Source organism: Neisseria perflava (assembly GCF_002863305.2).
GTDB classification, from domain to species: Bacteria; Pseudomonadota; Gammaproteobacteria; order Burkholderiales; family Neisseriaceae; genus Neisseria; species Neisseria perflava_A.
In genome coordinates this window covers 615869-641483 of sequence record NZ_CP136962.1, presented here as the reverse complement: position 1 = coordinate 641483, position 25615 = coordinate 615869, and the positions used below count along the sequence as shown (strand labels likewise).

26 protein-coding genes are annotated in these 25615 nt (G+C 50.4%); 17 read left to right on the top strand and 9 right to left on the bottom strand.

The annotated features are described in order from the left end of the window. The first annotated feature begins 192 nt into the window (after positions 1–192). Complete coding sequence (locus CYJ98_RS02860; protein WP_101755245.1) at positions 193–1905, top strand: proline--tRNA ligase; 1713 nt, start codon at positions 193–195, stop codon at positions 1903–1905. Between the two features lie 66 nt (positions 1906–1971). On the opposite strand, the gene pflA is transcribed toward CYJ98_RS02860, so the two are convergent. The 5 genes from pflA to CYJ98_RS02835 all read right to left on the bottom strand — a co-directional run bounded on the left by pflA (position 1972) and on the right by CYJ98_RS02835 (position 9130). Then, positions 1972–2778 (bottom strand): pyruvate formate lyase 1-activating protein, encoded by an 807-nt coding sequence (gene pflA / locus CYJ98_RS02855; RefSeq protein ID WP_039864035.1) that lies wholly within the window; start codon positions 2776–2778, stop codon positions 1972–1974. Positions 2779–2916: 138 nt separating this feature from the next. Next, positions 2917–5202, bottom strand: coding sequence for a formate C-acetyltransferase (pflB, locus tag CYJ98_RS02850; protein WP_101755206.1), 2286 nt, complete (start codon positions 5200–5202; stop codon positions 2917–2919). Positions 5203–5504: 302 nt separating this feature from the next. Further along, the gene (locus tag CYJ98_RS02845) at positions 5505–6803 is read right to left on the bottom strand and encodes an adenylosuccinate synthase (RefSeq protein ID WP_162817328.1); all 1299 of its coding nucleotides are present in this window, start codon (positions 6801–6803) and stop codon (positions 5505–5507) included. Between the two features lie 43 nt (positions 6804–6846). Next, a complete protein-coding gene (locus CYJ98_RS02840) occupies positions 6847–8004 on the bottom strand; it encodes an ATP phosphoribosyltransferase regulatory subunit (protein ID WP_101755204.1) in 1158 nt (385 codons plus the stop codon). 322 nt (positions 8005–8326) lie between these two features. Beyond that, positions 8327–9130, bottom strand: coding sequence for an outer membrane protein assembly factor BamD (locus CYJ98_RS02835; protein ID WP_003680807.1), 804 nt, complete (start codon positions 9128–9130; stop codon positions 8327–8329). Between CYJ98_RS02835 and rluD the strand changes: the two genes are divergently transcribed. From rluD to CYJ98_RS02805, 6 genes are all read left to right on the top strand, one after another. Continuing rightward, complete coding sequence (gene rluD / locus CYJ98_RS02830; RefSeq protein WP_101755203.1) at positions 9129–10253, top strand: 23S rRNA pseudouridine(1911/1915/1917) synthase RluD; 1125 nt, start codon at positions 9129–9131, stop codon at positions 10251–10253. The two genes, CYJ98_RS02835 and rluD, sit on opposite strands and share 2 nt — an antisense overlap. A gap of 83 nt (positions 10254–10336) precedes the next feature. Continuing rightward, positions 10337–11107: a peptidoglycan editing factor PgeF gene (gene pgeF, locus CYJ98_RS02825; RefSeq protein WP_101755202.1), complete on the top strand. Its 771-nt coding sequence runs from the start codon at positions 10337–10339 to the stop codon at positions 11105–11107. 119 nt (positions 11108–11226) lie between these two features. Then, positions 11227–11706 carry an LPS assembly lipoprotein LptE gene (lptE, locus tag CYJ98_RS02820; RefSeq protein WP_101755201.1) on the top strand — a complete coding sequence of 160 codons (480 nt, stop codon included), beginning with the start codon at positions 11227–11229 and terminating at the stop codon, positions 11704–11706. Beyond that, positions 11706–12707, top strand: a complete 1002-nt coding sequence (gene holA, locus CYJ98_RS02815) for a DNA polymerase III subunit delta (RefSeq protein ID WP_070608832.1) — start codon at positions 11706–11708, stop codon at positions 12705–12707. The genes lptE and holA overlap by 1 nt, the downstream gene beginning before the upstream one ends. 146 nt (positions 12708–12853) lie before the next feature. Beyond that, positions 12854–13273 carry a hypothetical protein gene (locus tag CYJ98_RS02810; RefSeq protein ID WP_003746427.1) on the top strand — a complete coding sequence of 140 codons (420 nt, stop codon included), beginning with the start codon at positions 12854–12856 and terminating at the stop codon, positions 13271–13273. A gap of 91 nt (positions 13274–13364) precedes the next feature. Next, the gene (locus CYJ98_RS02805; protein ID WP_101755200.1) at positions 13365–13889 is read left to right on the top strand and encodes an RDD family protein; all 525 of its coding nucleotides are present in this window, start codon (positions 13365–13367) and stop codon (positions 13887–13889) included. Positions 13890–13972: 83 nt separating this feature from the next. Here CYJ98_RS02805 and CYJ98_RS02800 read toward each other — a convergent pair whose 3' ends face one another. From CYJ98_RS02800 to CYJ98_RS02790, 3 genes are all read right to left on the bottom strand, one after another. Then, complete coding sequence (locus CYJ98_RS02800) at positions 13973–15208, bottom strand: beta-ketoacyl-ACP synthase (protein WP_101755199.1); 1236 nt, start codon at positions 15206–15208, stop codon at positions 13973–13975. Continuing rightward, a complete protein-coding gene (gene fabG / locus CYJ98_RS02795) occupies positions 15202–15930 on the bottom strand; it encodes a 3-oxoacyl-ACP reductase FabG (RefSeq protein ID WP_003746422.1) in 729 nt (242 codons plus the stop codon). Before fabG ends, CYJ98_RS02800 begins: the two co-directional genes overlap by 7 nt. Before the next feature lie 65 nt (positions 15931–15995). Next, positions 15996–16484: a thioester dehydrase gene (locus tag CYJ98_RS02790; RefSeq protein ID WP_101755198.1), complete on the bottom strand. Its 489-nt coding sequence runs from the start codon at positions 16482–16484 to the stop codon at positions 15996–15998. 110 nt (positions 16485–16594) lie between these two features. Here CYJ98_RS02790 and CYJ98_RS02785 point away from each other — a divergent pair, with 110 nt between their 5' ends. The 9 genes from CYJ98_RS02785 (at position 16595) to CYJ98_RS02745 (ending at position 23919) form a co-directional block, all read left to right on the top strand. Next, a complete protein-coding gene (locus CYJ98_RS02785) occupies positions 16595–17356 on the top strand; it encodes a beta-ketoacyl synthase chain length factor (RefSeq protein WP_101755197.1) in 762 nt (253 codons plus the stop codon). Continuing rightward, positions 17353–18111, top strand: a complete 759-nt coding sequence (locus CYJ98_RS02780; protein ID WP_049344240.1) for a lysophospholipid acyltransferase family protein — start codon at positions 17353–17355, stop codon at positions 18109–18111. The genes CYJ98_RS02785 and CYJ98_RS02780 overlap by 4 nt, the downstream gene beginning before the upstream one ends. After that, positions 18108–18368: a phosphopantetheine-binding protein gene (locus tag CYJ98_RS02775; protein ID WP_003680822.1), complete on the top strand. Its 261-nt coding sequence runs from the start codon at positions 18108–18110 to the stop codon at positions 18366–18368. Before CYJ98_RS02780 ends, CYJ98_RS02775 begins: the two co-directional genes overlap by 4 nt. Before the next feature lie 12 nt (positions 18369–18380). Continuing rightward, positions 18381–18629: an acyl carrier protein gene (locus CYJ98_RS02770; RefSeq protein ID WP_101755196.1), complete on the top strand. Its 249-nt coding sequence runs from the start codon at positions 18381–18383 to the stop codon at positions 18627–18629. Positions 18630–18747: 118 nt separating this feature from the next. Beyond that, the gene (locus tag CYJ98_RS02765; protein ID WP_101755195.1) at positions 18748–19182 is read left to right on the top strand and encodes a hypothetical protein; all 435 of its coding nucleotides are present in this window, start codon (positions 18748–18750) and stop codon (positions 19180–19182) included. Between the two features lie 269 nt (positions 19183–19451). Further along, entirely contained in the window at positions 19452–20237 is a 786-nt protein-coding gene (locus tag CYJ98_RS02760) for a lysine exporter LysO family protein (protein WP_101755194.1), read from the top strand. 79 nt (positions 20238–20316) lie between these two features. Beyond that, positions 20317–20856 (top strand): hypothetical protein, encoded by a 540-nt coding sequence (locus CYJ98_RS02755; protein ID WP_101755193.1) that lies wholly within the window; start codon positions 20317–20319, stop codon positions 20854–20856. Between the two features lie 234 nt (positions 20857–21090). Continuing rightward, entirely contained in the window at positions 21091–22794 is a 1704-nt protein-coding gene (locus CYJ98_RS02750; protein WP_101755192.1) for an AMP-binding protein, read from the top strand. 36 nt (positions 22795–22830) lie between these two features. After that, positions 22831–23919 (top strand): methyltransferase, encoded by a 1089-nt coding sequence (locus tag CYJ98_RS02745; protein WP_101755191.1) that lies wholly within the window; start codon positions 22831–22833, stop codon positions 23917–23919. 91 nt (positions 23920–24010) lie between these two features. Here the strand turns inward: CYJ98_RS02745 and CYJ98_RS02740 are convergent, their stop codons facing one another. Beyond that, positions 24011–24667, bottom strand: coding sequence for a cytochrome b/b6 domain-containing protein (locus tag CYJ98_RS02740; RefSeq protein ID WP_101755190.1), 657 nt, complete (start codon positions 24665–24667; stop codon positions 24011–24013). 53 nt (positions 24668–24720) lie between these two features. Here CYJ98_RS02740 and CYJ98_RS02735 point away from each other — a divergent pair, with 53 nt between their 5' ends. Continuing rightward, a complete protein-coding gene (locus CYJ98_RS02735) occupies positions 24721–25602 on the top strand; it encodes an NAD(P)H-hydrate dehydratase (protein WP_101755189.1) in 882 nt (293 codons plus the stop codon). Positions 25603–25615: the final 13 nt, after the last annotated feature.

Below are 25615 nucleotides of genomic sequence, written 5' to 3'. Positions count from 1 at the left end.
ACAGTGAAAATTTATAGGTAAAACAAGGTTATGCGGCTTTGTGCATAAATTAGGGTTGACATCCCTAAAAATCGCCCCGAATCAAAAGCTGCTTGAAACAACGGCCGATTTCATCAGATGCCATTCAAAAGACTCGCGGCCACACATTTTGCGTTACAATACGCACTTATTTTTAAGAAAGAAAAATACGCCATGAAAGCCTCCCAGTTCTTCATTTCTACCCTTAAAGAAGCCCCTGCCGAAGCCGCACTTGCCAGCCACAAGCTGATGATTCGTGCCGGTTTAATCAAAGCCAACGCATCCGGTCTTTATACTTGGATGCCGATGGGTCTGCGCGTATTGCGCAAAGTTGAAAATATCGTGCGCGAAGAAATGGCCCGCGCAGGTAGCGTAGAGCTGCTGATGCCGGTGGTACAACCTGCCGAACTGTGGCAGGAATCCGGCCGCTGGGAGTTTTACGGTAAAGAACTGCTGCGCCTGAAAGACCGTCATGACCGCGATTTCTGCATGGGTCCGACTTGTGAAGAAGTCATTGCCGACATCGTGCGCAAAGAAGTCAACAGCTATAAACAACTGCCGAAAAACTTTTACCACATCCAAACCAAATTCCGCGATGAAGTACGTCCGCGCTTTGGCGTAATGCGCGCGCGCGAGTTCGTCATGAAAGACGCTTATTCCTTCCATGCCGACTATGCCTCGCTTCAGACGACCTATCAAGATATGTACGACGCTTACTGCCGTATCTTCACCCGTTTGGGTTTGGAATTCCGTCCTGTTGCCGCAGATACTGGCAGCATCGGCGGTACCGGCTCTCACGAATTCCAAGTATTGGCTGAAAGCGGCGAAGACGTTATTGCATATAGCGACACTTCTGATTACGCCGCCAATATCGAGTTGGCACCGACTTTGCCGCTTAAAGGCGAACGCGCTGCTGCTCAGGCTGAATTGACCAAAGTACATACACCAAACGTCAAAACTATAGAGTCTTTGGTTGAATTCCTGAATATTCCGGTTGAACAAACCCTCAAGTCCATCGTGGTCGAAGGCGAAAACGAAGGAGAACTCGTCCTGCTGCTGTTACGTGGCGACCATGAATTTAACGACATCAAGGCAGAAAAACTGGCCGGCGTGAAATCGCCACTGACCATGGCAAGCCCTGCGGCGATTGTTGAACAGTTCGGCGCAAACGGCGGCTCTCTCGGCCCTGTTAACTTCAAAGGTAAAGTCTATGCCGATTTCGCCACCGAAAAAGGCGCAGACTGGGTTATCGGCGCGAACGAAGACGACTACCACTATACCGGCTTCAACTTCGGCCGAGATGCTGACGAGCCTGAATTTGTCGATTTGCGCAATGTCATCGAAGGCGATATCAGCCCTGACGAACAAGGCCATCTGAAACTGGCGCGCGGTATTGAAGTCGGCCACGTTTTCCAATTGCGCGACAAATATACCCAAGCCATGAATGTTAGCTTCTTGGACAATAACGGCAAATCCCAAATCATGGAAATGGGCTGCTACGGTATCGGTATTACCCGCGTTGTTGCCGCCGCCATCGAGCAAAACAATGATGAAAAAGGCATTGTTTGGACCAAAGCAATGGCACCGTTTGAAGTCGTTATCGTGCCGATGAACTACAAAAAATCTGAAGCCGTACGCGAAGCCGCTGACAAAATCTATGCCGAGCTTTTGGCTGCCGGTGCAGATGTATTGTTGGATGACCGCGACGAACGTGCAGGTGTATTGTTGAATGACTCCGAGCTGTTGGGTATTCCTCACCGCATCGTGATAGGCGATCGCGCCTTAAAAGAAGGCAATGTCGAATATGCCGAACGCCGTGACAATCAGGCTCAAGCCGTTGCAGTATCAGAAATTGTCGCCAAGGTTTTGGCCGCATTGAACGCTTAAGTTTTTTTCAATAGTTTAAAGGCCGTCTGAAACTGATTATTTCGTTTCAGACGGCCTTTTTCTGTTTTAATAAATAATGTTTTTTCCGTAGCTCTCTAATATTTCTTTGATTTTCAAAATGGTTTCTTTAGGCGGCGGATGTACCCCTTTTAACTTGTATTCATCGCCGCACAAAGCCCATTTATGTGCGCCCAATTCGTGATACGGCAAAAGCTCGACCATTTCGACATTATCCATATCACCGATAAACTCGCCCAATAAATGCGCTGACCGCTCATCATCGGTATAACCGGGAACAACCACATAGCGCACCCGCGTCGGCTGATTGCGTTCGGCAAGATAGCGCGCAAATTTCAGCGTTTTGGTATTTGGAATACCGACAAGCACTTTATGAATTTCAGGATCGATTTGTTTTAAGTCGAGCATGACCAAATTGGTATGATCTAGCAAATCATCCAAAATCGAATCATAGTGCAAAGCATAGCCATTACTGTCGAGACAGGTATGGATATCGTGTTCCCGGCAGGCCGTAAACCAATCGCGTACAAACTCATATTGCAATAACGGCTCGCCGCCGGTTGCCGTTACACCTCCGCCTGTCGCACGCAGATAATGACGATAGGTCATGACCTGCTTCATCACGGTTGCCACATCCAATTCCTGCGCCTGCTCGGTATGCAAATCCCAAGTATCGCGATTATGACAATACAGGCAGCGCATCAGGCAACCTTGCAAAAAGAGCACGTAGCGCAAACCCGGACCATCGACAGCACCGCAAGATTCAATCGAATGAATAATACCTTTGCCGTTATAGTGACGGTGGCCAAGGTCTTTCAGTTCCGGCTCGGGGGTAATGGCAAAAGTCGTGGACATAGTGTTCGGCTCAAAAATGTTTTTGCTTATATGGATTGTACGATAATAAAGGCCGTCTGAACATTTCAGACGGCCTTGGAGCTTTGTTTCAAAACAAACCAAATGCAAATTTAGCTTCTGGTTTGTTTCGCCACCCGATTACATGGTTTCTGTGAATGTACGGGTAATCACGTCAAGCTGTTGTTCGCGGGTCAGCGAGTTGAAGCGAACCGCATAACCGGAAACACGAATGGTCAACTGCGGATATTTCTCCGGATTGTGCATCGCATCTTCCAAAGTCTCGCGATTCAATACGTTGACGTTCAAGTGTTGACCGCCTTCCAAAATACCGTCTTCATGGTGGAAATAACCGTCCATCAAACCGGCAAGGTTGCGCTCGCGAGAATGCTCGTCTTTACCCAAAGCGCCAGGAATAATGGAGAAGGTATAGGAAATACCGTCTTTGGCAAACTCAAATGGCAGTTTGGCTACGGAAGTCAATGAAGCGACTGCACCGTTGACGTCACGGCCGTGCATTGGGTTTGCACCCGGACCAAACGGAGCGCCTGCACGGCGGCCGTCTGGAGTATTACCGGTTTTCTTACCGTAAACAACGTTGGAAGTAATGGTCAGTACGGACTGAGTCGGAGTGGCGTTGCGGTAAGTTTTGTGGGTTGCCACTTTTTTCATGAAGCGTTCAACCAAATCGCAGGCGATATCGTCAACGCGGTCGTCGTTATTACCAAATTGTGGGTATTCGCCTTCGATTTCAAAGTCAACGGCAATGCCGTTTTCGTCGCGAATCGGTTTCACTTTGGCATATTTAATGGCGGACAATGAGTCGGCAGCCACAGACAAACCGGCGATACCACATGCCATCGTACGTTTCACGTCACGGTCATGCAACGCCATCAACGCGGCTTCGTAGCTGTATTTGTCGTGCATGTAGTGAATAATGTTCAGCGCGGTAACGTATTGGGTTGCCAACCAATCCATGAATTTGTCCATGCGCTCAAAGACAGTGTCGTAGTCCAAAACTTCGTCCATAATCGGCTCGGTTTTCGGACCAACTTGCTCTTTAGATTTTTCATCCACGCCGCCGTTGATTGCGTACAGCAGAGTTTTAGCCAAGTTAGCACGTGCGCCGAAGAACTGCATTTGTTTGCCGACCACCATCGGGCTGACGCAGCAGGCAATGGCGTAGTCGTCGCTATTGAAGTCAGGGCGCATCAAATCGTCGTTTTCGTATTGGATGGACGAAGTATCGATGGATACTTTGGCGCAGAATTCTTTAAAGCCTTGCGGCAGTTGTTCTGACCACAATACAGTGATGTTTGGCTCAGGAGACGGGCCCATGTTATACAGGGTATGCAGCACGCGGAAGTTGGTGCGGGTTACCAAGGTACGGCCATCCAAGCCCATACCGCCGATGGATTCGGTTGCCCAAATCGGGTCGCCGGAGAAGAGTTGGTCGTATTCGGGCGTACGCAGGAAACGGACCATACGCAGTTTCATCACCAAGTGGTCAATGAATTCTTGAGCTTGGGTTTCGGTAATCACACCGTTTTTCAGGTCGCGTTCGATGTAAATATCCAAGAATGAAGATACACGGCCGAAGGACATCGCTGCGCCGTTTTGAGATTTAACGGCAGCGAGGTAGGCGAAGTAAGTCCATTGGATCGCTTCTTGTGCATTTTTTGCAGGGCCGGAAATATCGTAGCCGTAAGAAGCCGCCATTTCTTTCATTTGGTTCAATGCTTTATATTGCTCATTGATTTCTTCGCGGCGGCGGATCACTTCTTCCAAGTCTACACCGTTTTCCAAATCGGCTTGCAGTGAGTTGAACTGGTTGAGTTTGTCTTTCATCAAGAAGTCGATACCGTACAATGCCACACGGCGGTAGTCACCGATAATACGGCCACGGCCATAAGCATCCGGCAGACCGGTAATCACGCCTGATTTACGGCAACGGCGGATGTCGGGAGTGTAAACGTCAAACACGCCTTGGTTGTGGGTTTTGCGGTATTTGGTGAAAATTTCGCTGACTTCGGGATTCAATTCAACGTTGTACACTTTGCACGCGTCTTGCACCATTTTCAAACCGCCAAACGGCATGATAGAGCGTTTCAAAGGCTCGTCTGTTTGCAGGCCGACGATGGTTTCCAAATCTTTGTCGATATAGCCTGGAGCATGGCTGGTAATACCGGATACGATTTGCGCGTCAATTTTATACGGCTCGTGCGTACGGTTTTCAACCTTGATGCCTTCCATCACTTCCGCCCACAGCTTGGTTGTGGCTTCGGTTGCTGGTGCCAAGAAAGAGGCATCACCTTCATATGGCGTGTAGTTTTTTTGAATAAAATCGCGGACATCTACGTTGGTTTCCCAGTTGCCACCGACAAAACCTTCCCAAGCGGCAGGACGTTGCTGAACATCATTTGACATATCAAGCTCCTAATTTTATTGAAAATATAGACTGTAAATTTTCTGAAAGGATAACATCAATACCCATTTATTTACAGGGGTTTTCTTGAAATAAAATTACAGACTAGCCTTTTCTTGATTTACGTCAATGAGAATAATTGTTACTTGGCACTACATCTCACTTTCCAAACATTCGTACTTAAAAACAGCGTAAAATACAAAATTCAGCCCTGAAGACAGGTATTCTTCAGGGCTGAATTTTTATTGCATTTCATATAAAAGGCCGTCTGAAAATTCAGACGGCCTTTTATTCACTTAATCAATTAAGCAAACGGATGATGCAAAACAATGGTTTCTTCACGGTCAGGACCGGTTGAAACAATGGCCACGGGCGCACCGCACACTTCTTCAATACGTTTCAGATAAGCTTTAGCGTTTTCAGGCAGCTTGTCGTACTCTTTCACGCCAAAAGTAGACTCGCTCCAACCAGGCATGGTTTCATAAATCGGTTTGCAGGTTTCTACCGCATCGGAGCCGCAAGGCAGAATGTCGGTTTTGCTGCCATCAGGCAATTCATAGCCTACGCAGATATTGATGTTTTCAATACCGTCCATCACATCCAGCTTGGTAATGCACATGCCGGAAATGCCATTAACTTGAATAGAGCGTTTCAGAGCAGCCGCGTCAAACCAGCCACAACGACGCGCACGACCGGTTACGGAGCCGAATTCATGGCCGCGTTCAGCCAAACCTGCGCCCACTTCGTCAAACAATTCAGTCGGGAATGGGCCGGAACCCACGCGGGTGGTATAGGCTTTAACGATACCCAAAACGTAATCCAGCATTTGCGGACCTACGCCTGCACCGGCAGAAGCGGCACCTGCCAAGCAGTTGGAGGAAGTTACAAACGGATAAGTACCGTAGTCGATATCCAGCAACGTACCTTGTGCGCCTTCAAACAACAGGCTTTCGCCTTTGCGGTTTTTCTCGTTCAAAACACGGGAAACATCGGTAATCATCGGCGTAATGCGCGGTGCAACTTTTTCAATGACCACCATCACGTCTTCAACTTTTACCGACTCGGCATTGTGCAGGTGTTGTAACTGAACATTGTAATAAGCCAAAACAGCTTCCAGTTTTTCAACCAGTTTTTCAGGGTGCAACAAGTCCACCACGCGAATCGCACGACGGGCAACTTTATCTTCATAAGCCGGGCCGATGCCGCGGCCGGTTGTACCAATTTTGCTTTTACCGCGGGAAGCTTCGCGAGCTTGATCAAGCGCAATATGGTAAGGCAGAATCAATGGGCAGGTCGGCGCAATTTTCAGACGGCCTTCGACGTTTTTCACACCGGCAGCATTCAATTCGTCGATTTCACCCAACAATGCTTCAGGAGAAACTACAACACCTGAGCCGATGAAGCAGTCCAAAGTCTCATGCAAAATGCCGCTTGGAATCAGGCGCAAAATGGTTTTTTTACCACCGACGACCAATGTATGGCCGGCATTGTGGCCGCCTTGGAAACGTACAACACCGCTGGTTTCTTCTGCCAGCCAGTCAACAATCTTACCTTTGCCTTCATCACCCCATTGGGCACCGATTACGACAACATTTTTAGCCATAGCTATCTAACCTTATTTCAGATACAAAATTTCAAAATAAAACTCAATCGTTCAAATCGATTACTTTCCAAACGCCGTCCACTTGTTTCAGACGGCCTGTAACCTCTTCCGAACCGTTATAGCCGATACCGTAATCGATAACGACACATTGTCCTTGTTCGCGCAAAGCATCTACCGCTTCTTGAGCCGCAGGCATGTCTTTTACATCGACAGCCACCACGGATTCCCGTCCGATAGCAGGAAGGCGGCCGATGAAGCTGCGCAAATCAAAACTGAATCCGGCTGCAGGACGCGCTCGTCCGAAGTATCCGCCCAATCCGTCATAACGGCCGCCGCGTGCCACGGCATCATGACGGTTTGAACCATAAGCCGCGTAAAGCAAACCGGTATGGTAATTGTCAACGCGCAGTTCCGACAAATCGATATGCACTTTTTGATTTGGGAACGCGTCGCATACTGCCTGTAATTCATCCAAAGCCGCACTGACTGCAGACAATTCCGGTAATTTCTCTCTAGCCACAGTCAGCACTTCACGACCGCCGTACAGTCGGGGCAACAGTGAAAACGCTTTTGCCCACATGCCGTCAAGTTTCCACTCTTTGACCAACTGGCTGACAGCCTCGGCATCTTTGTCCTGCATCGATGACAGCAGGATTGCCGATTGCTGCTCATCCAAATGCGCGGCATTTGCTAAAGCACGGAATACGCCGATATGTCCCAACGAGAGCAAAACTTCGCCCATGTCGGCGATTTTCATACTTTTCAGCATCAAATCAATCAATTCAATATCCGCTTCAATGCCTTCCAAGCCGTACATTTCCGCACCCGCCTGCAAAGGTTCGCGCATATTGAGCAATCCGTCAGGCCGCGCATGAAGCACCGAGCCGGCATAGCACAAACGGTTGATGCCTTGATTGGCAGAAAGCAAGTGTGCATCAATGCGCGCCACCTGCGGCGTAATATCCGCGCGGATACCGAGCTGGCGACCGCTAAGCTGATCGACGACCAAAATGGTTTTCAAAGACAAACCGACATCGATATGAGTCAATAAGGAATGGCTGTATTCCATCAACGGCGGCTGTACCAATTCGTAACCATGCACGCGGAACAAAGCCAACAGCCGCTCACGGGTGCTTTCCAATTGTCGCGCATTGGTCGGCAATACGTCGGCGACGTGTTCAGGAAGCTGCCAAGACTTCATGAGAATCTACCTCTGTTTTTTGTAAACACAAAGGGCTGCTTAAATTTAAAACCAAATCAGCCTGACGACTGAAATTTTCCTGAATGCATCGACGGCACATCCGATGCGGCTTCAACAAAACTGATTTTAAATTTAAACAGCCCCTGAGTGACGGCTTCAAACCGTCGAGTTATTAAAATCAGACTTTACCATATTAAAACAAATTTTGCACCCTGTTTGCAGGAAACGTAAAAAAAACATTAAAAACAAAGGCCGTCTGAAAACCAAATGCATAGATGCATCATTCTCAGACGTCCTTATTCATGCCTGAACAACCCGACGCTTAACGCCAGTAACGCCACCAAGGCATATCGTCAGATCGCCATTCGTGTTGCAAGAACGGGCTTTGAGGGAAGTTGGTTTCCAAAACGCGGCGCGTATCGGCTGCCAGTTGCGGCTTGTCCAGTTTTTTGTACGCCAATTCCATCATCGCCAAAGCTTCTTCGACATAACGGGTATTTTGGTAACGGCTGACGATTTTTTGCGCACGGTTGGCTGCTGCGACATAAGCACCGCGTTTCATGTAATAACGCGCCACAGATATCTCGTTACCACCCAAAGCGTCCACCAGCTTGGCCATACGCTCGGTTGCATCGGCAGCGTATTTGCTGTTTGGATAACGTTGAACCAACTCGGCAAACGCCTGATAAGCATCGCGGTTGGCTTTCGGGTCGCGGTCGGACCAGTCTTGGGAAGCCAGCTTGTTCAAGAAAGACTGGTCTTCGTTAAACAGGACCAAACCTTTCAAGTACAGCGCGTAGTCCATATTCGGATGTTGCGGATGATGGCGTTGGAAGCGCGCAATGGCAGCCAAGGCTTTTTCCGGCTCATCGTCTTTATAATAGGCATACGCCGTATCCAACTGGGACTGCTGTGCATAGCGGCCGTTTGGAAAACGGGATTCTAAAATTTCGTATAACTTGACAGCTCGCGTATAATTGTTGCTGTTCAATTCGTCTTGCGCTTCGGCATAAAGCTTTTCCACACTCCAATCTTGAGTAATTTGGGCGTCTTTATCGATTGTGCCTTTATTTGCGCAGGCACTTAGTGCCAAACCTAAAGAAACTACTAAAAGAATTTTTTTCATGCAGAATACTTCCTTTGATAACGAAGCCGATTATAGCGATGATTTAGACTTTCCGTCATCCCCTGAAACAGAAAGTTGTGTTAATTTGACCGTTCCGCTCAAAATGGCGGGCGGAAGGCTGGATGCCGTATTGGCCAAACTCATGCCCGACTACTCGCGCAGCCGCCTGAGTTCGTGGATTAAAGAGGGTGCAGTCATTGTAAACGATAAGCCCGCGCAACCCAAAGATAAAATGATAGGCGGTGAATTGATTGCCGTTACGGTACGTCCGAGCGAAGAAAACCTCGCCTTCACGCCCGAGTCTATGGATTTGGACATTATTTATGAAGACGATACCGTCATCGTCATCAACAAGCCTGCCGGGTTGGTCGTCCATCCTGCCGCAGGCAACTGGAGCGGCACCCTGCTCAACGGCCTGTTGGCGCACTGTCCCGAATTAAGCCAAGTGCCGCGTGCGGGCATCGTACACCGTTTGGACAAAGAAACCAGCGGCCTGATGGTGGTCGCCAAAACCTTGCCGGCGCAAAACTCACTGGTTCAACAGCTTCAAGAGCGCACAGTCAAACGCATTTACCGCGCAGTCGCCAACGGCATCGTCCCTTTCGATGGCAAAATTGAAACCCAAATCGGCCGCGATCCGCACAACCGCCTAAAAATGGCAGTCGTCAAATTCGGCGGCAAACCTGCCATCACCCACGTCAAAGTGTTGGAACGTTATCTGGCACACAGCTACATCGAATGCTCACTCGAAACCGGCCGCACCCACCAAATCCGCGTTCATATGCGCGAAGCCAACCATCCGCTGGCCGCCGACCCTGTTTACGGCAACCTGCGCCACCCATGCAGCGATGCGGTTAAAGAGGCCATCAAAGCCCTTGGTGCACGCCAAGCCCTGCACGCCTACCGCTTGAGCTTTGTGCACCCGAAAACCGGCGAAACCGTTTCCTTTGAAGCGCCTATGCCTGACGATATGTACCACCTGCTTTCCGTCCTGCGTCTGGAAGCCGGTTTGGATTCGTCCCTAAGCAACGAGGAAGAATGGCAAGAGAAATTCGGCATGGACGATGACGACGATTGGAATGAAGACGACTACGATGTCGAAGTCGTTTACGTAAGGGATTAAACCCATATTTTCAGACGGCCTAAAATATTGTTTTGAGGCCGTCTGAAATCAATCCGTTCCAATATTTCAGCGACTCAAAGATTATGAAAACCATCACAGATACCCTAAACCTCGCCCCGCAAGGCAAAAATTTTTTGACTGCCGACTGGCCTGCCCCTGCCAATGTTAAAACGCTTATTACCACACGCAACGGCGGTGTCAGCGAAGGCGTGTACCGCAGCCTAAATGTCGGTTCGCACGTCGGCGACAATCTGGAAGCCGTGCTCCGCAACCGTGAAATCGTACAGGAACAAGTCGGCCTGCCCGTTGCCTACCTTAATCAAATCCACAGCACCATTGTTGTAAATGCCGCCGAAGCATTAGGCAATTCGCCGGATGCCGATGCCTCGGTTGATACGACGGGCACGATCGCCTGCGCTTCGATGACTGCCGATTGCCTGCCTGTCTTGTTTTGCGACAAAGCAGGGACCGTTGTTGCGGCGGCTCATGCAGGTTGGCGCGGTTTGGCCGGTGGCGTTTTGCAAAACACCATTGCAGCAATGAATGTCGAGCCGCTGGAAATCATGGCCTATCTCGCCCCTGCCATCGGCCCTGATGCGTTTGAGGTAGGGCAAGATGTATTTGATGCGTTTTGCACCCTTATGCCGGAAGCTGTCGATGCGTTTAAAGACATCGGCGGCGGCAAATACCTTGCCGACATTTACGCTTTGGCGCGCATGGTTCTGCACCGCGAAGGCGTGAACATGATTTATGGCGGCACCCATTGCACCGTCTTGGAACGCGATACTTTCTTCTCCTACCGCCGAGACGGGCAAACCGGCCGCATGGTCAGCCTGATTTGGCTGGAAAAATAAGCGTTGTATCTTATAGACAAGGCCGTCTGAAATACTTTCCGTTTACGGTTTCAGACGGCCTAAACATTATTCGTTATAATCCGACGATACCGTAACCGGTTTCAACGAAGGAATATCCAATGAAAAAAATCCTATTGCCTGCACTCGCCCTATTGATTGCCTCTTGCGGTTTCCACCTGAAAGGCACAGGCGTGACTTCTCAGCCGTTGCCTTATCAGAACTGGCATGTAGAAGGCGGAGCCGTCATGCAAAAAGCGCTGGAAAATGCCTTACGCCGTGCCGACGGCCATCCGGTTAGCGAAGCCGAATCACAAATCACCCTGCGCGTTGTCGACTTTCAAAAACGCCGCGATATCTACACCATCACCCGCGCCGCCGCAAACAACGAATACCTGCTGGCCATGACCGTCAAAGCCCAAGCCTTCCGCAACGGCGAGCCGGTTGGCGAACCGCTGGAAATTAAGGTTCACCGCACCATGGACTACGCCGACAGCGAAGTTTTGGGTAAACAGGAAGAGGAAGAAACCATTTGGTCTGAAATGCGCATTGACGCCGCAGATCAAATCGTCCGCCGCCTGACTTTCCTGAAGGCGCAATAATGGCTGCCGCGCCCATTGAGAGCCTGCGCCCCGATACGCCGCTCAAACCGTTGTACATCATCCACGGCGAAGAGGATTTGTTGCGCATCGAGGCTTTGGATACGCTGCGCGCAGCCGCAAAAAAACAAGGTTATCTCAACCGCGAAGTCTATACCGCCGAAAACAATTTTGACTGGAACGAGCTGTTGCAAAGTGCCGGCAGCGCAGGTTTGTTTGCCGATTTGAAACTGCTGGAAATCCACATTCCTAACGGCAAACCCGGCAAAAACGGAGGCGAGGCCCTGCAAGCCTTCGCTGAACGCCTGCCCGAAGATACGGTTACGCTCATCCTCCTGCCCAAGCTTGAAAAAGCGCAAATCCAGTCCAAATGGTTTTCTGCATTGGCAGGCAAAGGCATCGTCTTAGAAGCCAAAGCCGTTGCGCCACATGCTTTGCCGCAATGGATACAGGGCCGTCTGAAACAGCAGGGTTTGGATATCGAACCTGAAGCACTCGCCCTTTTTGCCGAGCGCGTCGAAGGCAATCTTTTGGCCGCCCGTCAGGAAATCGAAAAACTCGCCCTGCTCCATCCCCAAGGCCATTTAATCAATATTGCCGACGCAGAAGCCGCAGTTGCCACCGTCGCCCGCTTCGACGTATTCCAACTGGCAGGCGCATGGATGAAAGGCGATGCCCTGCGCGTTTCCCGTTTGCTGGACGGTTTGGAAGAAGAAGGCGAAGAGCCGGTTTTGCTGTTGTGGGCAGTTGCCGAAGACATCCGCACCCTAATCCGCCTGACTGCCGCACTCAAGCAGGGCCAAAACATCCAAAGCCTGCGCAACAGCCTGCGCTTATGGGGCGACAAGCAGACCCTTGCACCGATGGCGGCCAAACGCATTTCCATCAACCGCCTGCTCGACGCGCTCAAAACCTGCGCCAAAATCGACCGCATCATCAAAGGCGCAGAAGAAGGCGATGCATGGACCGAGTTCAAACAACTCGTTACTTCGCTGGCCGCTTGAAACCGTTGCCACGCGTCAAGAAACTTGCACGCAATACGCCCCAAAAACAGAAAATACTGTAAAATAGCGTAAACTCAAATTCAGGCCGTCTGAACCTCGCATTTCAGACGGCCTCTTCCAGCAAAAAACAAGGAAACACCAACCATATGGATAATAAAACCAAACTTCGCATCGGCGGTCTGGCCCTGCTGACCACTGCCGTATTAAGCCTCATCATCGTTCTGATCGTCGATTCATGGCCGCTGGCCATCCTGTTGGCCGTCATTATCGTGGCCGCTGCCGCAGGCGGTTTCGTTTGGACTTCACGCCGTCAGCAACGCCAATTCCTCGAGCGCCTGAAAAAATTCGACATCGATCCGGAAAAAGGCCGTATCAACGAAGCCAACCTGCGCCGCATGTACCACAGCGGCGGCCAACATCAAAAAGACGCAATTACCTTGGTTTGCCTGTCACAAAAATGTTCCGTTGACGAAGCGCACGCCATCTTCAAAAAACGTCCGACCCGTCAGGAAATGAACCAAATGGCTGCCCAACAGGCACGCGGTCAAAAACGTCCACATCGTTAATCCCGACAGTAACAGGCCGTCTGAACATCCTATCCCGTTTCAGACGGCCTGTTTTTATTTCCATTAAACCTATTTCCGTTTCCATCGCATTATGACCCGTCTTCCCACCGCCCCACTCAAACGCCGCCTCGCCGCACTGGTTTACGAACTTCTGCTGACCGGTGCCGTTACCAGCATTGCAGCCCTTGCAGCCGGTATTGTCGCCATCTTTCTCAATCCTGTTTCCACGCGCCTGTCCATGCTGACAACCTGTCTGATTCTGTTCTACGCATGGTGGCTCTACTTCCGCACCAACTGGCACAAAAAAGGCCAAACCCTCGCCATGCAGACATGGAAAATCGGTTTAGCCGATAAAAACGATACCCAGCCGCCCCTGCCTCAACTGCGCCTACGCTTTATTTGGGCAAGCATTTTTATTGTCTTCATTCCCCTGTTTGCCTACGCCGGATTGCGCCATCTGCTCAATATCCCGCCCAAAGGCGCATTCGGCGCCGCGCTCATTTGGCTCATCCTGCCATGGGGCTTCGCCCTGTTCCATCCCGACCGCCAGTTCCTCTACGACTTCTTGGCCGGAACAAGGCTGGTGGATTTAAATCAGAAGAAAACAAACGAATAAAATCCAAAAGCGGCATAAAATAAAGGCCGTCTGAAACTCAAGATAAGTTTCAGACGGCCTTTAATCATAACATCAAGCCATAATTATTCTTGCCAACGTTTGAACACCAGCGAAGTATTGACACCGCCAAAAGCAAAGTTATTGCTGACCACATAATCGGTTTGAATCTCGCGTCCGCCTGTTTGGATGTAATCCACCTTGCCGCAAAGCGGATCGATGTTTTCCAAATTGACGGTCGGCGCAAACCAGCCGTTGTTCATCATTTCGATGGTAAACCAGGCTTCCAATGCGCCGCATGCGCCGAGTGTATGGCCGAGATAACTTTTTTGCGAACTCATCGGCACAAAACCAAACACTGCCTCAGTCGCCAATGTTTCGGCAATATCGCCTTTTTCGGTCGCCGTACCGTGGCCGCTGACATAGCCGACTTTATCAGGCGTAATACCGGCATCTTTCAGCGCAAGCTCCATACATTTTTGCATGGTTTCTTTTTGCGGCTGGGTAACGTGGCTGCCGTCGCTGTTGGCACCATAGCCGACAAGCTCAGCATAGATTTTTGCACCGCGCCGTTTGGCGTGTTCCAATTCTTCCAACACAAAAATCCCTGCGCCTTCGCCGATGACCAAGCCGTCTCGAGCGTTGTCGTAAGGGCGCGGCGTCAGCTCAGGTTCGCCGTTGCGGCGGCTGGCGGCATAAAGTGAATCGAAAACATACACTTCAGACGGACAAAACTCTTCGCCGCCGCCAGCCAACATCATATCAATCAGGCCGTATTTAATCGCTTCGTAAGCATAACCAATGCCTTGACTGCCGGAAGAGCACGCGCTCGAAGTCGGGATAATGCGGCCTTTTAAGCCGAAGAAAATACCGATATTGGCGGCAGTCGTATGCGGCATCATACGCACATAAGTATTGGCGTTGAAATTGCGCGATGTGCCGGTGAGCAAAAGTTCGCCCATATCGCCGATGTCTTTGGTACTGCCGACAGACGAACCGCACGCTACGCCCATACGGCCGTCTGTAATACTTTCATCACCCAGCAAGCCTGCATCCGTCAAAGCTTGTTCCGCCGCATCGACACACAAATGCGATACGCGCCCCATGCTTCTGAGCTGCTTGCGCGTCCAATGTTTGGGAGGAGAATAGCCTTCAATCGGCGCACCCAGTTGCGCTTCCAATTCAGGAAAGCGTCCACTCCAGTCCATATGTTTGACTGCGTTTTTTTCGGCTTTAAAGGCCGTCTGAATACTTTGCCAATCACGGCCGAAGGCGGTAATACCGCCGATACCTGTTACTACGACTCTTCTAGTATTCAACACAAACCTCCGTTCACAGCAATCACTTGGCGCGTAATATACGCCGCTTTTTCATCCATTAAAAAGCGCACCGCATGCGCCACTTCCTCGGGCAATCCCATACGCGCGGCAGGGACGGCCTTTAAGATTTCTTCGACAGGCACGTTCTCATCGATAATATCGGTATCGATAAGGCCCGGTGCCACGCAGTTGACGGTAATTTTGCGTTTAGCCAACTCAACCGCCAAGGCTTTTGCCGCGCCGATTAGGCCCGCTTTGGACGCGCTGTAATTGACCTGACCGCGGTTGCCCGTCAAACCGGATACCGACGCCATGCACACAATCCGTCCGGCTTTGCGGCGACGGATCATCGGCATGGTCAAAGGGTGCAGCACATTATAAAAACCGTCCAAATTGGTACGCAACACCAAGTCCCAATCATCATCTGTAAAAGCAGGAAACGCATTGTCTCGCGTCAGGCCGGCGTTCAACACCACGCCGTAATATGTGCCGTTTGCCTCAATGTCGGCAGTCAAAATTTCTCGGCAGGCTTCGCGGTCGGACACGTCAAACTGCAACACGCGCGCATTTCTACCCAATGCACGGATTTCTTCCGCGACAGCTTCCGCTTCATCGCGGCGGCTGCGGCAGTGGACGACAATATCAAAGCCATCTTGCGCCAAACCAAGCGCGACGGCTTTGCCGATACCGCGATTAGACCCTGTAATTAAAATAGTTTCACTCATACGTTTTCTCACTATATCGACAGGCCGTCTGAATCTTTGTCTTTTCAGACGGCCTTGTAAACGGTTTAAATGATTTGACCGTCTTTCGGACTGTACACATTTAAAGAAGCTATTGCCAGCAAACCGTCCGGCGGCAACAGATGCTTCACATCTTCCGGCGCATCCGTCCAGCGCAACTCGCAATCAAATACGCCCATGCCGCCCAAATCCTGAATGGACACATGCGCCCTGACTTCCAGCTCAGTACCGACTGGCACAGAATCGGCAAACAAATCCAGCTTGCGCGTTCCCAATAAAAAACCCAAACGGACAGGCTCTCCAGCCTTTAAAGCCTCAATGCCTGCAAACGCGCCTATGCCCTGCGCCATCAATTCCATATAAGCCATAGACGGCAACACACCGTCCTGCAGCAAAATATGCTTATCGCCAACCGGCGCACGGCAAACCGTGTAGTCATCGCCAAATTCTTTCACACAATCGATAAGCACCATATGTCCGCTGTGCGGAAGCAGCGAAGCGACATCATAAATCGGGGCACTCGGTATTGAAGGCATAAAATGTCATCCGGGAATAAATTACGTTACAATATGCATTATAACAGAGCCTAGCTTTTACTAACCTATTTCATTACAATGTATGAAAATGTAAAACATTGAAAGACATCATGCCTCAAAACGTTTGCCGTTTCAGCTTCAATATCGCCGCATGGCAGGCCTCCTCCAGCAAAATCAGTACGCCGGAGCAATGGCAGGACTGGGCGCAGGGAAAACTCGATATCGCCTCACTGCCGGAGTGCAAACCCGCGCTCTCCTTTTTGCCGCCTATGCAACGCCGTCGCTTGGGAAAAGCGGCGCGCTTGGTTTGTGATGCCGCATGGAATCTGGCCGACCAATATCCCGAAAGCGTACCGGTGTACGTTTCGCACGACGGCGAAAGCAACCGCAGCTTTGAATTATGGCAAGAGCTTTTGAACACGCATACCGTATCGCCGACCTCATTCGGCCTGTCCGTTCACAACGCGACGATTGGGCAATGGTCGATGTTGCGTAAAGATATGAGCGAACATACCGCGTTGGCCGTTGCCGCCGATTCCTTTGAAACCGCGCTGACTGAAGCATTCGCGCTTTTGCAAGATGGCGTGCCATCCGTTTTAGTAATTGTCGCCGATGATCCGTTGTCTGAAGACTATCCCGTCTTGGCTACACGTGCGCCGTTTGCCTATGCATTGGCACTGGTCATCATAAAAGGCGAAGACTATACCTTAAGTTTGGAAACCACAGCCGCAAGGCCGTCTGAAAATCCTAACGATACAACAGTCGAGCCCTATTGGAGCAGCTTGGAGTGGGTACGCTTCCTGCTTTCAGACGGCAGACAACATACGCAACACTATCTCGGTAGAAACTGGCACTGGCAGAAAAACGCATGAAGACTTTAGACTATTTCCGTCGCTTTTTTGCCACACTCTTCGGCTTTATTCTTTTCGGCGTTGCAGGCGTATTGTTCAAAATCGCACTTTTACCCTATACGCTCAAATCGACCAAAGGCGACATCAAACGCCAACTTGAAGCAAGACGCATGATAGGCAAAGTTTGGCGTTTCTTCGTCGGCTACCTGCAATGGTCAGGCGTATTGAGCGTCCGCTTCAACGGCTTGGAAAAACTCGGCAGGCCTGGCCAGCTTATTCTTGCCAACCATCCCTCGCTTTTGGATGTCGTCTTGCTGATCAGCCATTATTCGGAGCCGAACGTACTGGTTAAAAAAGACCTGTTGCACAACCCCAGCATGAAAAGCCAGATTATCGCTTCCGGCTACATCCCCAACGATGAAAGCATGGAAATGCTGGAAGAAATCGATGCCGTGTTCAAAAGCGGGCAAAGTTTGCTGATTTTCCCCGAGGGCACGCGCACAGGTTGGGATGGACAGGTTAAAATGCACCGCGGCGCCGTATCACTCGGTTTGCGCAGCGCATCAGTCATCACGCCCGTGTGCATCAAGATGACGCCGCCCAATTTTAAAAAGGGGCAACCGTGGTACAAAATCCCGCCACAAAAAATTCATTATGAAATTACCGTCGGCGACGACATCCTGCCGGAAGAATGGCTGGCAGAAAAACCCCTGCCCATCGCCGCACGCCGTTTAAACGAATACCTGCAAGACTATTTTACAAGGAAAACCACATGAGCAATTTAGAAAACCAAATCAAACAATTAATCATCGACAGCTTGGGCTTGGAAGACATTACCGTTGCCGACATCGGCAGCGAAGATCCGCTTTTCGGCGACGACGGCCTGGGTCTGGATTCGGTTGATGCATTGGAACTTGGTTTGGCCGTACAAAAAACCTTCGGCTTCCAGCTCGACGGTGAAAACGACAACCTGCGCGAAAACTTCGCCAACGTCAAAACTTTGGCCGAGTTCGTCAAGAGCCGCCAAGCATAAGGGAGAAACAAGATGACTGAACAAGAAGTACGCGCCCTGCTGACCGATGCACTGGTTAACCTGTTTGAAATCGAACCGGAACGCATCAAACCCGAAACCAACCTCTACGAAGATTTGGAAATCGACAGCATCGACGCTATCGACCTTATCGACCACATCAAACGCGAAACCGGCCGCAAACTGCAAGCCGAAGACTTCCGCAATGTGCGTACCGTAGAAGACGTGGTTCAAGCGGTTTTGAAAGTACAACAAGATTTCTAATTCCGCTTTGAATCAGCATATTTTCAGACGGCCTTACCCACCGGCAAGGTCGTCTGAATATCAATAAACAACCTAATCATCAATCTTTCTCACTTATCCATAATATACAACTAACACCATGAAAAAATTCATTTCCCTACTGCTCTTACTCCCCGCCTTGTCTGCGCACGCTGAAATTTCCCTCATCAAAAAAATGACACATGCCGAGTGTATGCAAGTCATTCGTGATTCATTGGATATGTATAACGATATGGAGTTTTGTGAAAAAAACACGAACGAGGAAACTCAACGTAACGGGATGCTGGCATGGAATATGGCTGGATTTGCCAACAGCAAATCAGCAATGGCCCCTATCTGCCCAACGGTCAAAAAAATGACCAAACAAGAGCAGACTGAAATGTTTTCCCGCTATCCTAAATCTCATGAACCCAAAGAGGTTGCAAAATTCTGCACCTCGGAAAACCGTAACCGCATCGCCAAGCTTTATCCAAAATACTATAAGCTGCTCGTAGAACATGAAGCCTTTGAAAAAAATAAGGAAGAAAACGAATAATCCAAGACACCATCGACCTTATTGACCACATCAAATGCGAAACCGGCCGCAAACTGCAACTGGCAAACCTGCTCAAAGAACAATGATATTAATTGACTTCTCTCTTACGAAACAAAATATTTAATATCAAATCAATAATTTTCAACTGGAGAATTATAAATATGGAATCATCTTTATCATCGATCTTTATTGTTCTTGCATTGTTATCTACCGGTTTCCTATCTGGTAAATTTCTTGCACCACCCCTTCGACAAGTCCTACTCAAACCCTTGTCCTTTATTGTCCTGCTGCTGCTCTTTTTCATGGGCTATGAGTTCGGCGGCGTCTTTACCGACCCGAATCTGGGCGCGGACATCGTCAAATATGCCCTGCTGCTCGCACTGATTATCAGCGCGTTTACCTTGATTGCGCTTTATCGCAAACCCGAAGCCTCGACTGCTCCCACTCCATCGGGCAGCTTTATCAAACCCTTTTACGGCTGTTTCAAAGCCTTTGCTTTTTTCGGTTTGGGTGTCGCGGCATTTGCCTTTTTCGGGCGACAGGTCGGCAATCTGCCCATCGACAGCACCCATATCCTCTATCTGCTGATTTTCATGGTTGGCATGGACTTGGTTCATTTCCAGCTTGGCGGATTCGGACGTAGGATTTTCCTGCTGCCGCTTCTGACCGTTGCTGCAACCGCCGCCGCGTGTTTCGTTTTTTCGCTATGTTCGCCCTATTCGTTTGCCCAAAGCCTGGTATTGTCGGGCGGTTTCGGCTGGTTCTCCCTTTCGGGTCCTATGGTTGGAAAAGCGGTATCGCCCGAAATGGGTGCGGCAGCGTTTATGACCGATTTTTTCCGCGAAATGATCAGCATCGTCTTCCTGTATTTCTACGGACGAAAGCAGCCTATGGCGGCAATCGGCATTTCCGGCGCAGCGGCAATGGACTCCGCCCTGCCCTTTGTAAAAGAAAACTGCCGCGCCGAATACATCAAATACGCCGTCGTCAGCGGCTTTATCCTGACCCTTGTCGCACCGTTTTTTCTGTCCGCCGCCATTGCCATGCTGAACTGATCCTACTATTTTTCCAAACAACTTTCAGACGACCTCCCCCCCCCTAAAACCCAAAAGTCATCTGAAACCGAACACCATTATGAAAACACTGGGAAAATTCCTACTGACCCTTGCCAGCCTCGCCTATCCGCTTCTATGGTATTACGGCAGGGAAAACGGCGCATTTTTCTGGCTTGCTGCGGCCATGTGTGTGTTATGGCTGATACGCGCCGCCATGCCGCAAACCACAGCCCAACGCATTACGGCGATTATCCTTGCCGCCTTTTTTGCGGCGGTACTGGTTTTCAGACGGCCTGACTCGATGTATTGGTATCCCGTCGCCGTCAATGCACTGATGCTTGCCATTTTCGGCGGCAGCCTGTTTGCCAAACAAACCGTTATCGAACGCCTCGCCCGACTGCAACACCCCGACCTGCCGCCCGAAGGTGTGCGCCACACTCGACGCGTTACGAAAATCTGGTGCGCCTTCTTTATCTTCAACGGCGCAACCGCCGCCATTTTGGCAGGCTTGCAATATTACGACTGGTGGGCGGCTTATACCGGCATTGTGTCGTATGTGTTAATGGGAATCTTATTTGCCGGAGAGTGGATTTATCGGAAATTGGTTTTGAAGGTTTAATCCATTAAAAATATTTCATCAATTATCAGCCTTTTTGTAGACGGACAAAACGGCAAAACCGATCGGCTACTCCATTGCTTCAAAAGAAGTGAAAGCCATTCATTGGAAGAGTGGCAGGCGAATGATTACGAATTGGTACACCAAACGACAAACAAACAATACGATGAATGCTTGGCTCAATTCAAAGAAGATACCAAGGCAGATACATCAAAATTATAAAACCTTAGAACCATCATGCACCTAACCCAAATTCTATCCCCCGACCTGCCCCAACACGACCTTATCGCCGCCCATCCGAATTGGACGCGTGCTGACTTCAACCGTGCGGTTTTCCATCTGTCAGGCCGTCTGAAACAGGCAGGCGTGCAAACGGCCGCGTTGTGGTTTGACGATGCTACGCTGTTTGCCTGTGCTGTGTTGGCAGTGTGGCATTCTGGCGGAAAGGTTTTATTATTGCCCAATTTGGCGCAAGACAATTTGGATTGGGGGAAAACGGCAGAAGCGTTTTTAACGGATTCAACAGATAAAAAGCTGTCTTCAGACGGCCTGAACATCTGGCATTTACCTGATGTATTGACTCAAACAGAATCGGAAGGGCTGAACACTTATCCTGAAAACCATCTGATTCCCAACCATGCCGAAGCATGGCTGAAAACATCAGGTTCCAGCGGTGAAGCGCAAATTATTGTGAAAACCGCCGCGCAAATGCAGGCAGAAGCCCTGACTTTGGCAAATACGCTGCCATTTGGACAACACGGTGAAACCGTGATCGGCAGCGTGATTCCGCAGCATCTTTACGGCTTCACATTCCGCTTCGCACTCGCGTTGACAATGGGTTGGACTATGGAACGACAGCAGGCGGTTTATCCGGAAAACCTGCTTTCCAGCACGGCCGCACACGATAAAGTGGTTTGGATTGCCAGTCCGGCCGTACTCAACCGCTTGGGTGAAAACCGCAACTGGCAAAGTATCGGCCATAAAATTGCAGGCATTGTCTCGGCCGGTGGCGCATTGCCCGCAGCCACGGCGGATTTGCTGCAACAGGCTGCCGTCCGCCCGTTTGAAGTTTATGGCAGTACCGAAACCGGCGTGATTGCCTCACGTTGCGAACGCCAAGAATGGCAGCCTTTCGAAGGCGTGGAAATCGGGCAAAACGAAGAAGGCGCACTGTGGGCTTCTTCGCCTTGGTCGCCCGAACGCCGCCAAACCGCCGATTTGATCGAACCGCAAGATGACGGTTTTCTGTTACTCGGTCGCCAAGACCGTATTATTAAATTTGAGGACAAACGCGTGTCGCTGACCCAAATCGAACACGAACTTTTACAACACCCTTGGATTGCCGACGCCCATTGCGGCCGCCATCCGCAACATCAGCGCATCGCCATATGGGCGGCGTTGAACGCGGACGGTATCGCCGCCTTGCGCGAGAAAGGCCGCGCTGCGGTTGCCGATACGCTCAAACGCCATCTCGCCGCCACACAAGACACCATCGCCCTGCCGCGTTACTGGCGTTTGACCGACAGCCTGCCGCGCAACGCCCAAGCCAAAATCGCTGCGGCGGATTTTCAGACGGCCTTTACCGTCGCCCAGACATCGCCCGTTTGGTCGAAAACATCATCTGACGATGAAACCAATATCGAAACTTTTATCGGGCGCGTGCCTTTGGATTTGGTTTATTTCGGCGGCCATTTTGCCACCTTCCCGCTTGTTCCCGGCGTGGTCGAGCTGCAATGGGTGCGCAATCTGATCGCGCCCAAGCCATGGAGTAAACAGCGTATCATCCGCATCGAAAATCTAAAATATCAGCAGTTTATCCGTCCTCACGATGAAGTGTCGGTGGAGCTGAAATACGATGAAGGTAAAAATAAACTGAGCTTTAAAATCAACAACGGAGAGCATCCGTGTGCATCAGGACGGATTGTGTTTGAGGCCGTCTGAATATACTTATTAACTTTTTAGTGGAAAACCAACAATATGCAACTCTTCCCTGCCCTAGAACAACGCTATTCCCACGAACACCAGTCCGCAGGCGAGGCTCAACGTCTGGCTCAAGAAATCGCTTTTGCACCGATTGTGTTCCAAGTTTCCCGCCTGATGGTGAAATTTGGCATTCTGGACTTGCTGAACGACCATCCAGACGGCCTCACTCAAGCCGAAATCGCTGAAAAAGCGAAAATCAGCAACTACGCGGCACAAGTCCTGCTGGAAGCTTCGCTGTCTATCGGCACTGTCTTAACTCGCGACAACCGCTATTTCATCAGCAAGGCCGGTTGGTTTGTCCTCAAAGACAAAATGGCCCGCGTCAACATGGATTTCACACAAGAAATCTGCTACCAAGGCATGTTTGATTTGGAAAAAACCCTGCAAACCGGCAAGCCCGAAGGCCTGAAAGTATTCGGCGACTGGCCGACCATTTACGAAGGCTTGTCTTCCTTGCCAAGCATCGCGCAGGAAAAATGGTTTGCGTTCGACCATTATTATTCCGACAATTCCTTCGCCGAAGCACTGAACACCGTGTTTGCCAAACCAGTTAAAAAACTGCTCGATGTCGGCGGCAATACCGGCCGCTGGGCGGAGCAATGCGTCAACCACAATGCCGAAGTCGAAGTAACCATCATGGATCTGCCGCAACAAATCGGCTTGATGCGCGAAGCGACCAAAGGCAAAAACGGCGCAGACCGTATCCACGCCCATCCAGCCAACCTGCTTGATCCTGAAATTCCGTTCCCAACCGGTTTTGACGCGATTTGGATGAGCCAATTCCTAGACTGTTTCACCGAAGAACAAGCCACCAGCATTCTTCAACGTGCCGCTGCGTCTATGAACGAAAACACCAGCCTCTACATCATGGAGCCTTTCTGGGACAGACAACGCTACGAGACCGCCGCCTACTGCCTGACCATGACCAGCCTGTATTTCACTGCCATGGCCAACGGCAACAGCAAAATCTTCCATTCTGAAGACCTGATCCGTTGCGTTGAAAAAGCCGGATTGAAAGTAGCAGAAATTTCAGACGGCATCGGCCGCGGCCACAGCATCTTGCGCTGCGTTAAGGCCGTCTGAACATCATCTTTTAAACCCTAAAAAGCAACCGACCCCAACAGCCATTTCGGCTATCAGGGTCGGTTTGTTTTTAGGTATCAGCCTTAATGCATCAGCCGCGCAACATCCATACTGCGCACACTAACGCAATCGCTACCAACAAAGCGGCAAACAGTTGCCCCAGTCCGGCCACTTTAGGCTGCTTGGCATCGATGGTTTTAAAGCCGTTAATCATCGGCGTAATCAAATCCTGTTTTTTCACAAAGCGATACAGCAAAACGGCTGCGATATGTACAGCCGCCAACACGGCCAAAATATTAAAGAAATTGACATGGATTTTTCGCGCCAGCGTACCGGCGTGTTCGCTGACCAAATGATTTAAAAAGCCGGAATTGGTAAACGTATTTTCATCGGCGGCAAATAAGCCTGTGGCCGTCTGAAAAACCAAGGCGACCAATAAGGCGATGACCATCAGCGCGCCCAAAGGATTGTGGCCGACCAATTCGTCTTCAGACATTTGGCCTTGCGTATAGCGACGGATTTCGGAAAACGGACGCACAAATCGGCTGAATTTTGCCGTATCGCTGCCCCAAATCCCCCAACACAAGCGGAAAACCACCAAGGCCAGCATCAACAAGCCGCCGCGCAAGTGCCATACCAGCATATCGCCGCCTTGGGTTGCGCTGTACCACATGAATCCCATCAATAACACCAAGAGCCAATGGAACAGGCGTGTAGGTGCGTCCCAAACTTTTATTTTTTGCTTCATTACCTTTTACTTTCTGATTTAAAATTAAATTTCTTATCTTGGAAGGTTACGCCATGCAGTCCATCTACACGCTTCCCGAATCGCTTCAAGCTTTTCAGACGGCCTTAGCATTTCCCGACGTATTCCGCCCCCGCGCCCAAGAATCACACAAAGGCACATACGGCACGCTTGCCATTATCGGCGGCGCAACAGGAATGAGCGGTGCGGTAGTTTTGGCAGCCACAGCCGCGATGTATCAAGGGTGCGGCAAAGTTTGGGCGGGCTTCAACCAAGCCACGCTGCCTTTTGCCATCATTCCCGAACGCCCTGAAATTATGCTCGCCACTGCAACCCAACTGATGGAACGCAACGATGTCAGCGCACGCGTAATCGGCTGCGGCTTTGGTTTAGACGGATTATCAGAGCAGCTGCTGCACCATATCCTGTCTACACACCATGACCAGCCTTTATTACTCGATGCAGATGCTTTGACACTGCTTGCCCGTTCTTCCAAATTAGCCGAACGCCTCAAATCGTACAAACATATCGTCCTGACACCTCATCCGGCCGAAGCCGCCCGCCTACTCGGCACCGATACCCAATCAGTTCAAACCGACAGGCAAAACGCCGTAACCGAAATCAGCCGTAAATATGGCGCGACCGTCGTGTTGAAAGGCCATCACACATTAGTGGCCACGGCAGACGGCATAGTCTATACCAACACCAGCGGCAATGCCGGTTTGGCCACCGCAGGCAGCGGTGATGTCTTGAGCGGCATCATCGGTAGCCTATTGGCGCAAGGCATTCCGACATTCCAAGCCGCCTGCGCCGGCGTATGGCTGCATGGTGCGGCGGCCGATGTCATCAAACACAGCAGCCAAATCGAAACCGGTATGCTCGCCGGAGAAATCGCACCTGCCGCCCGATGGCTGCGCAATATTTTATCAAAAGAATAATGCCGTCTATATA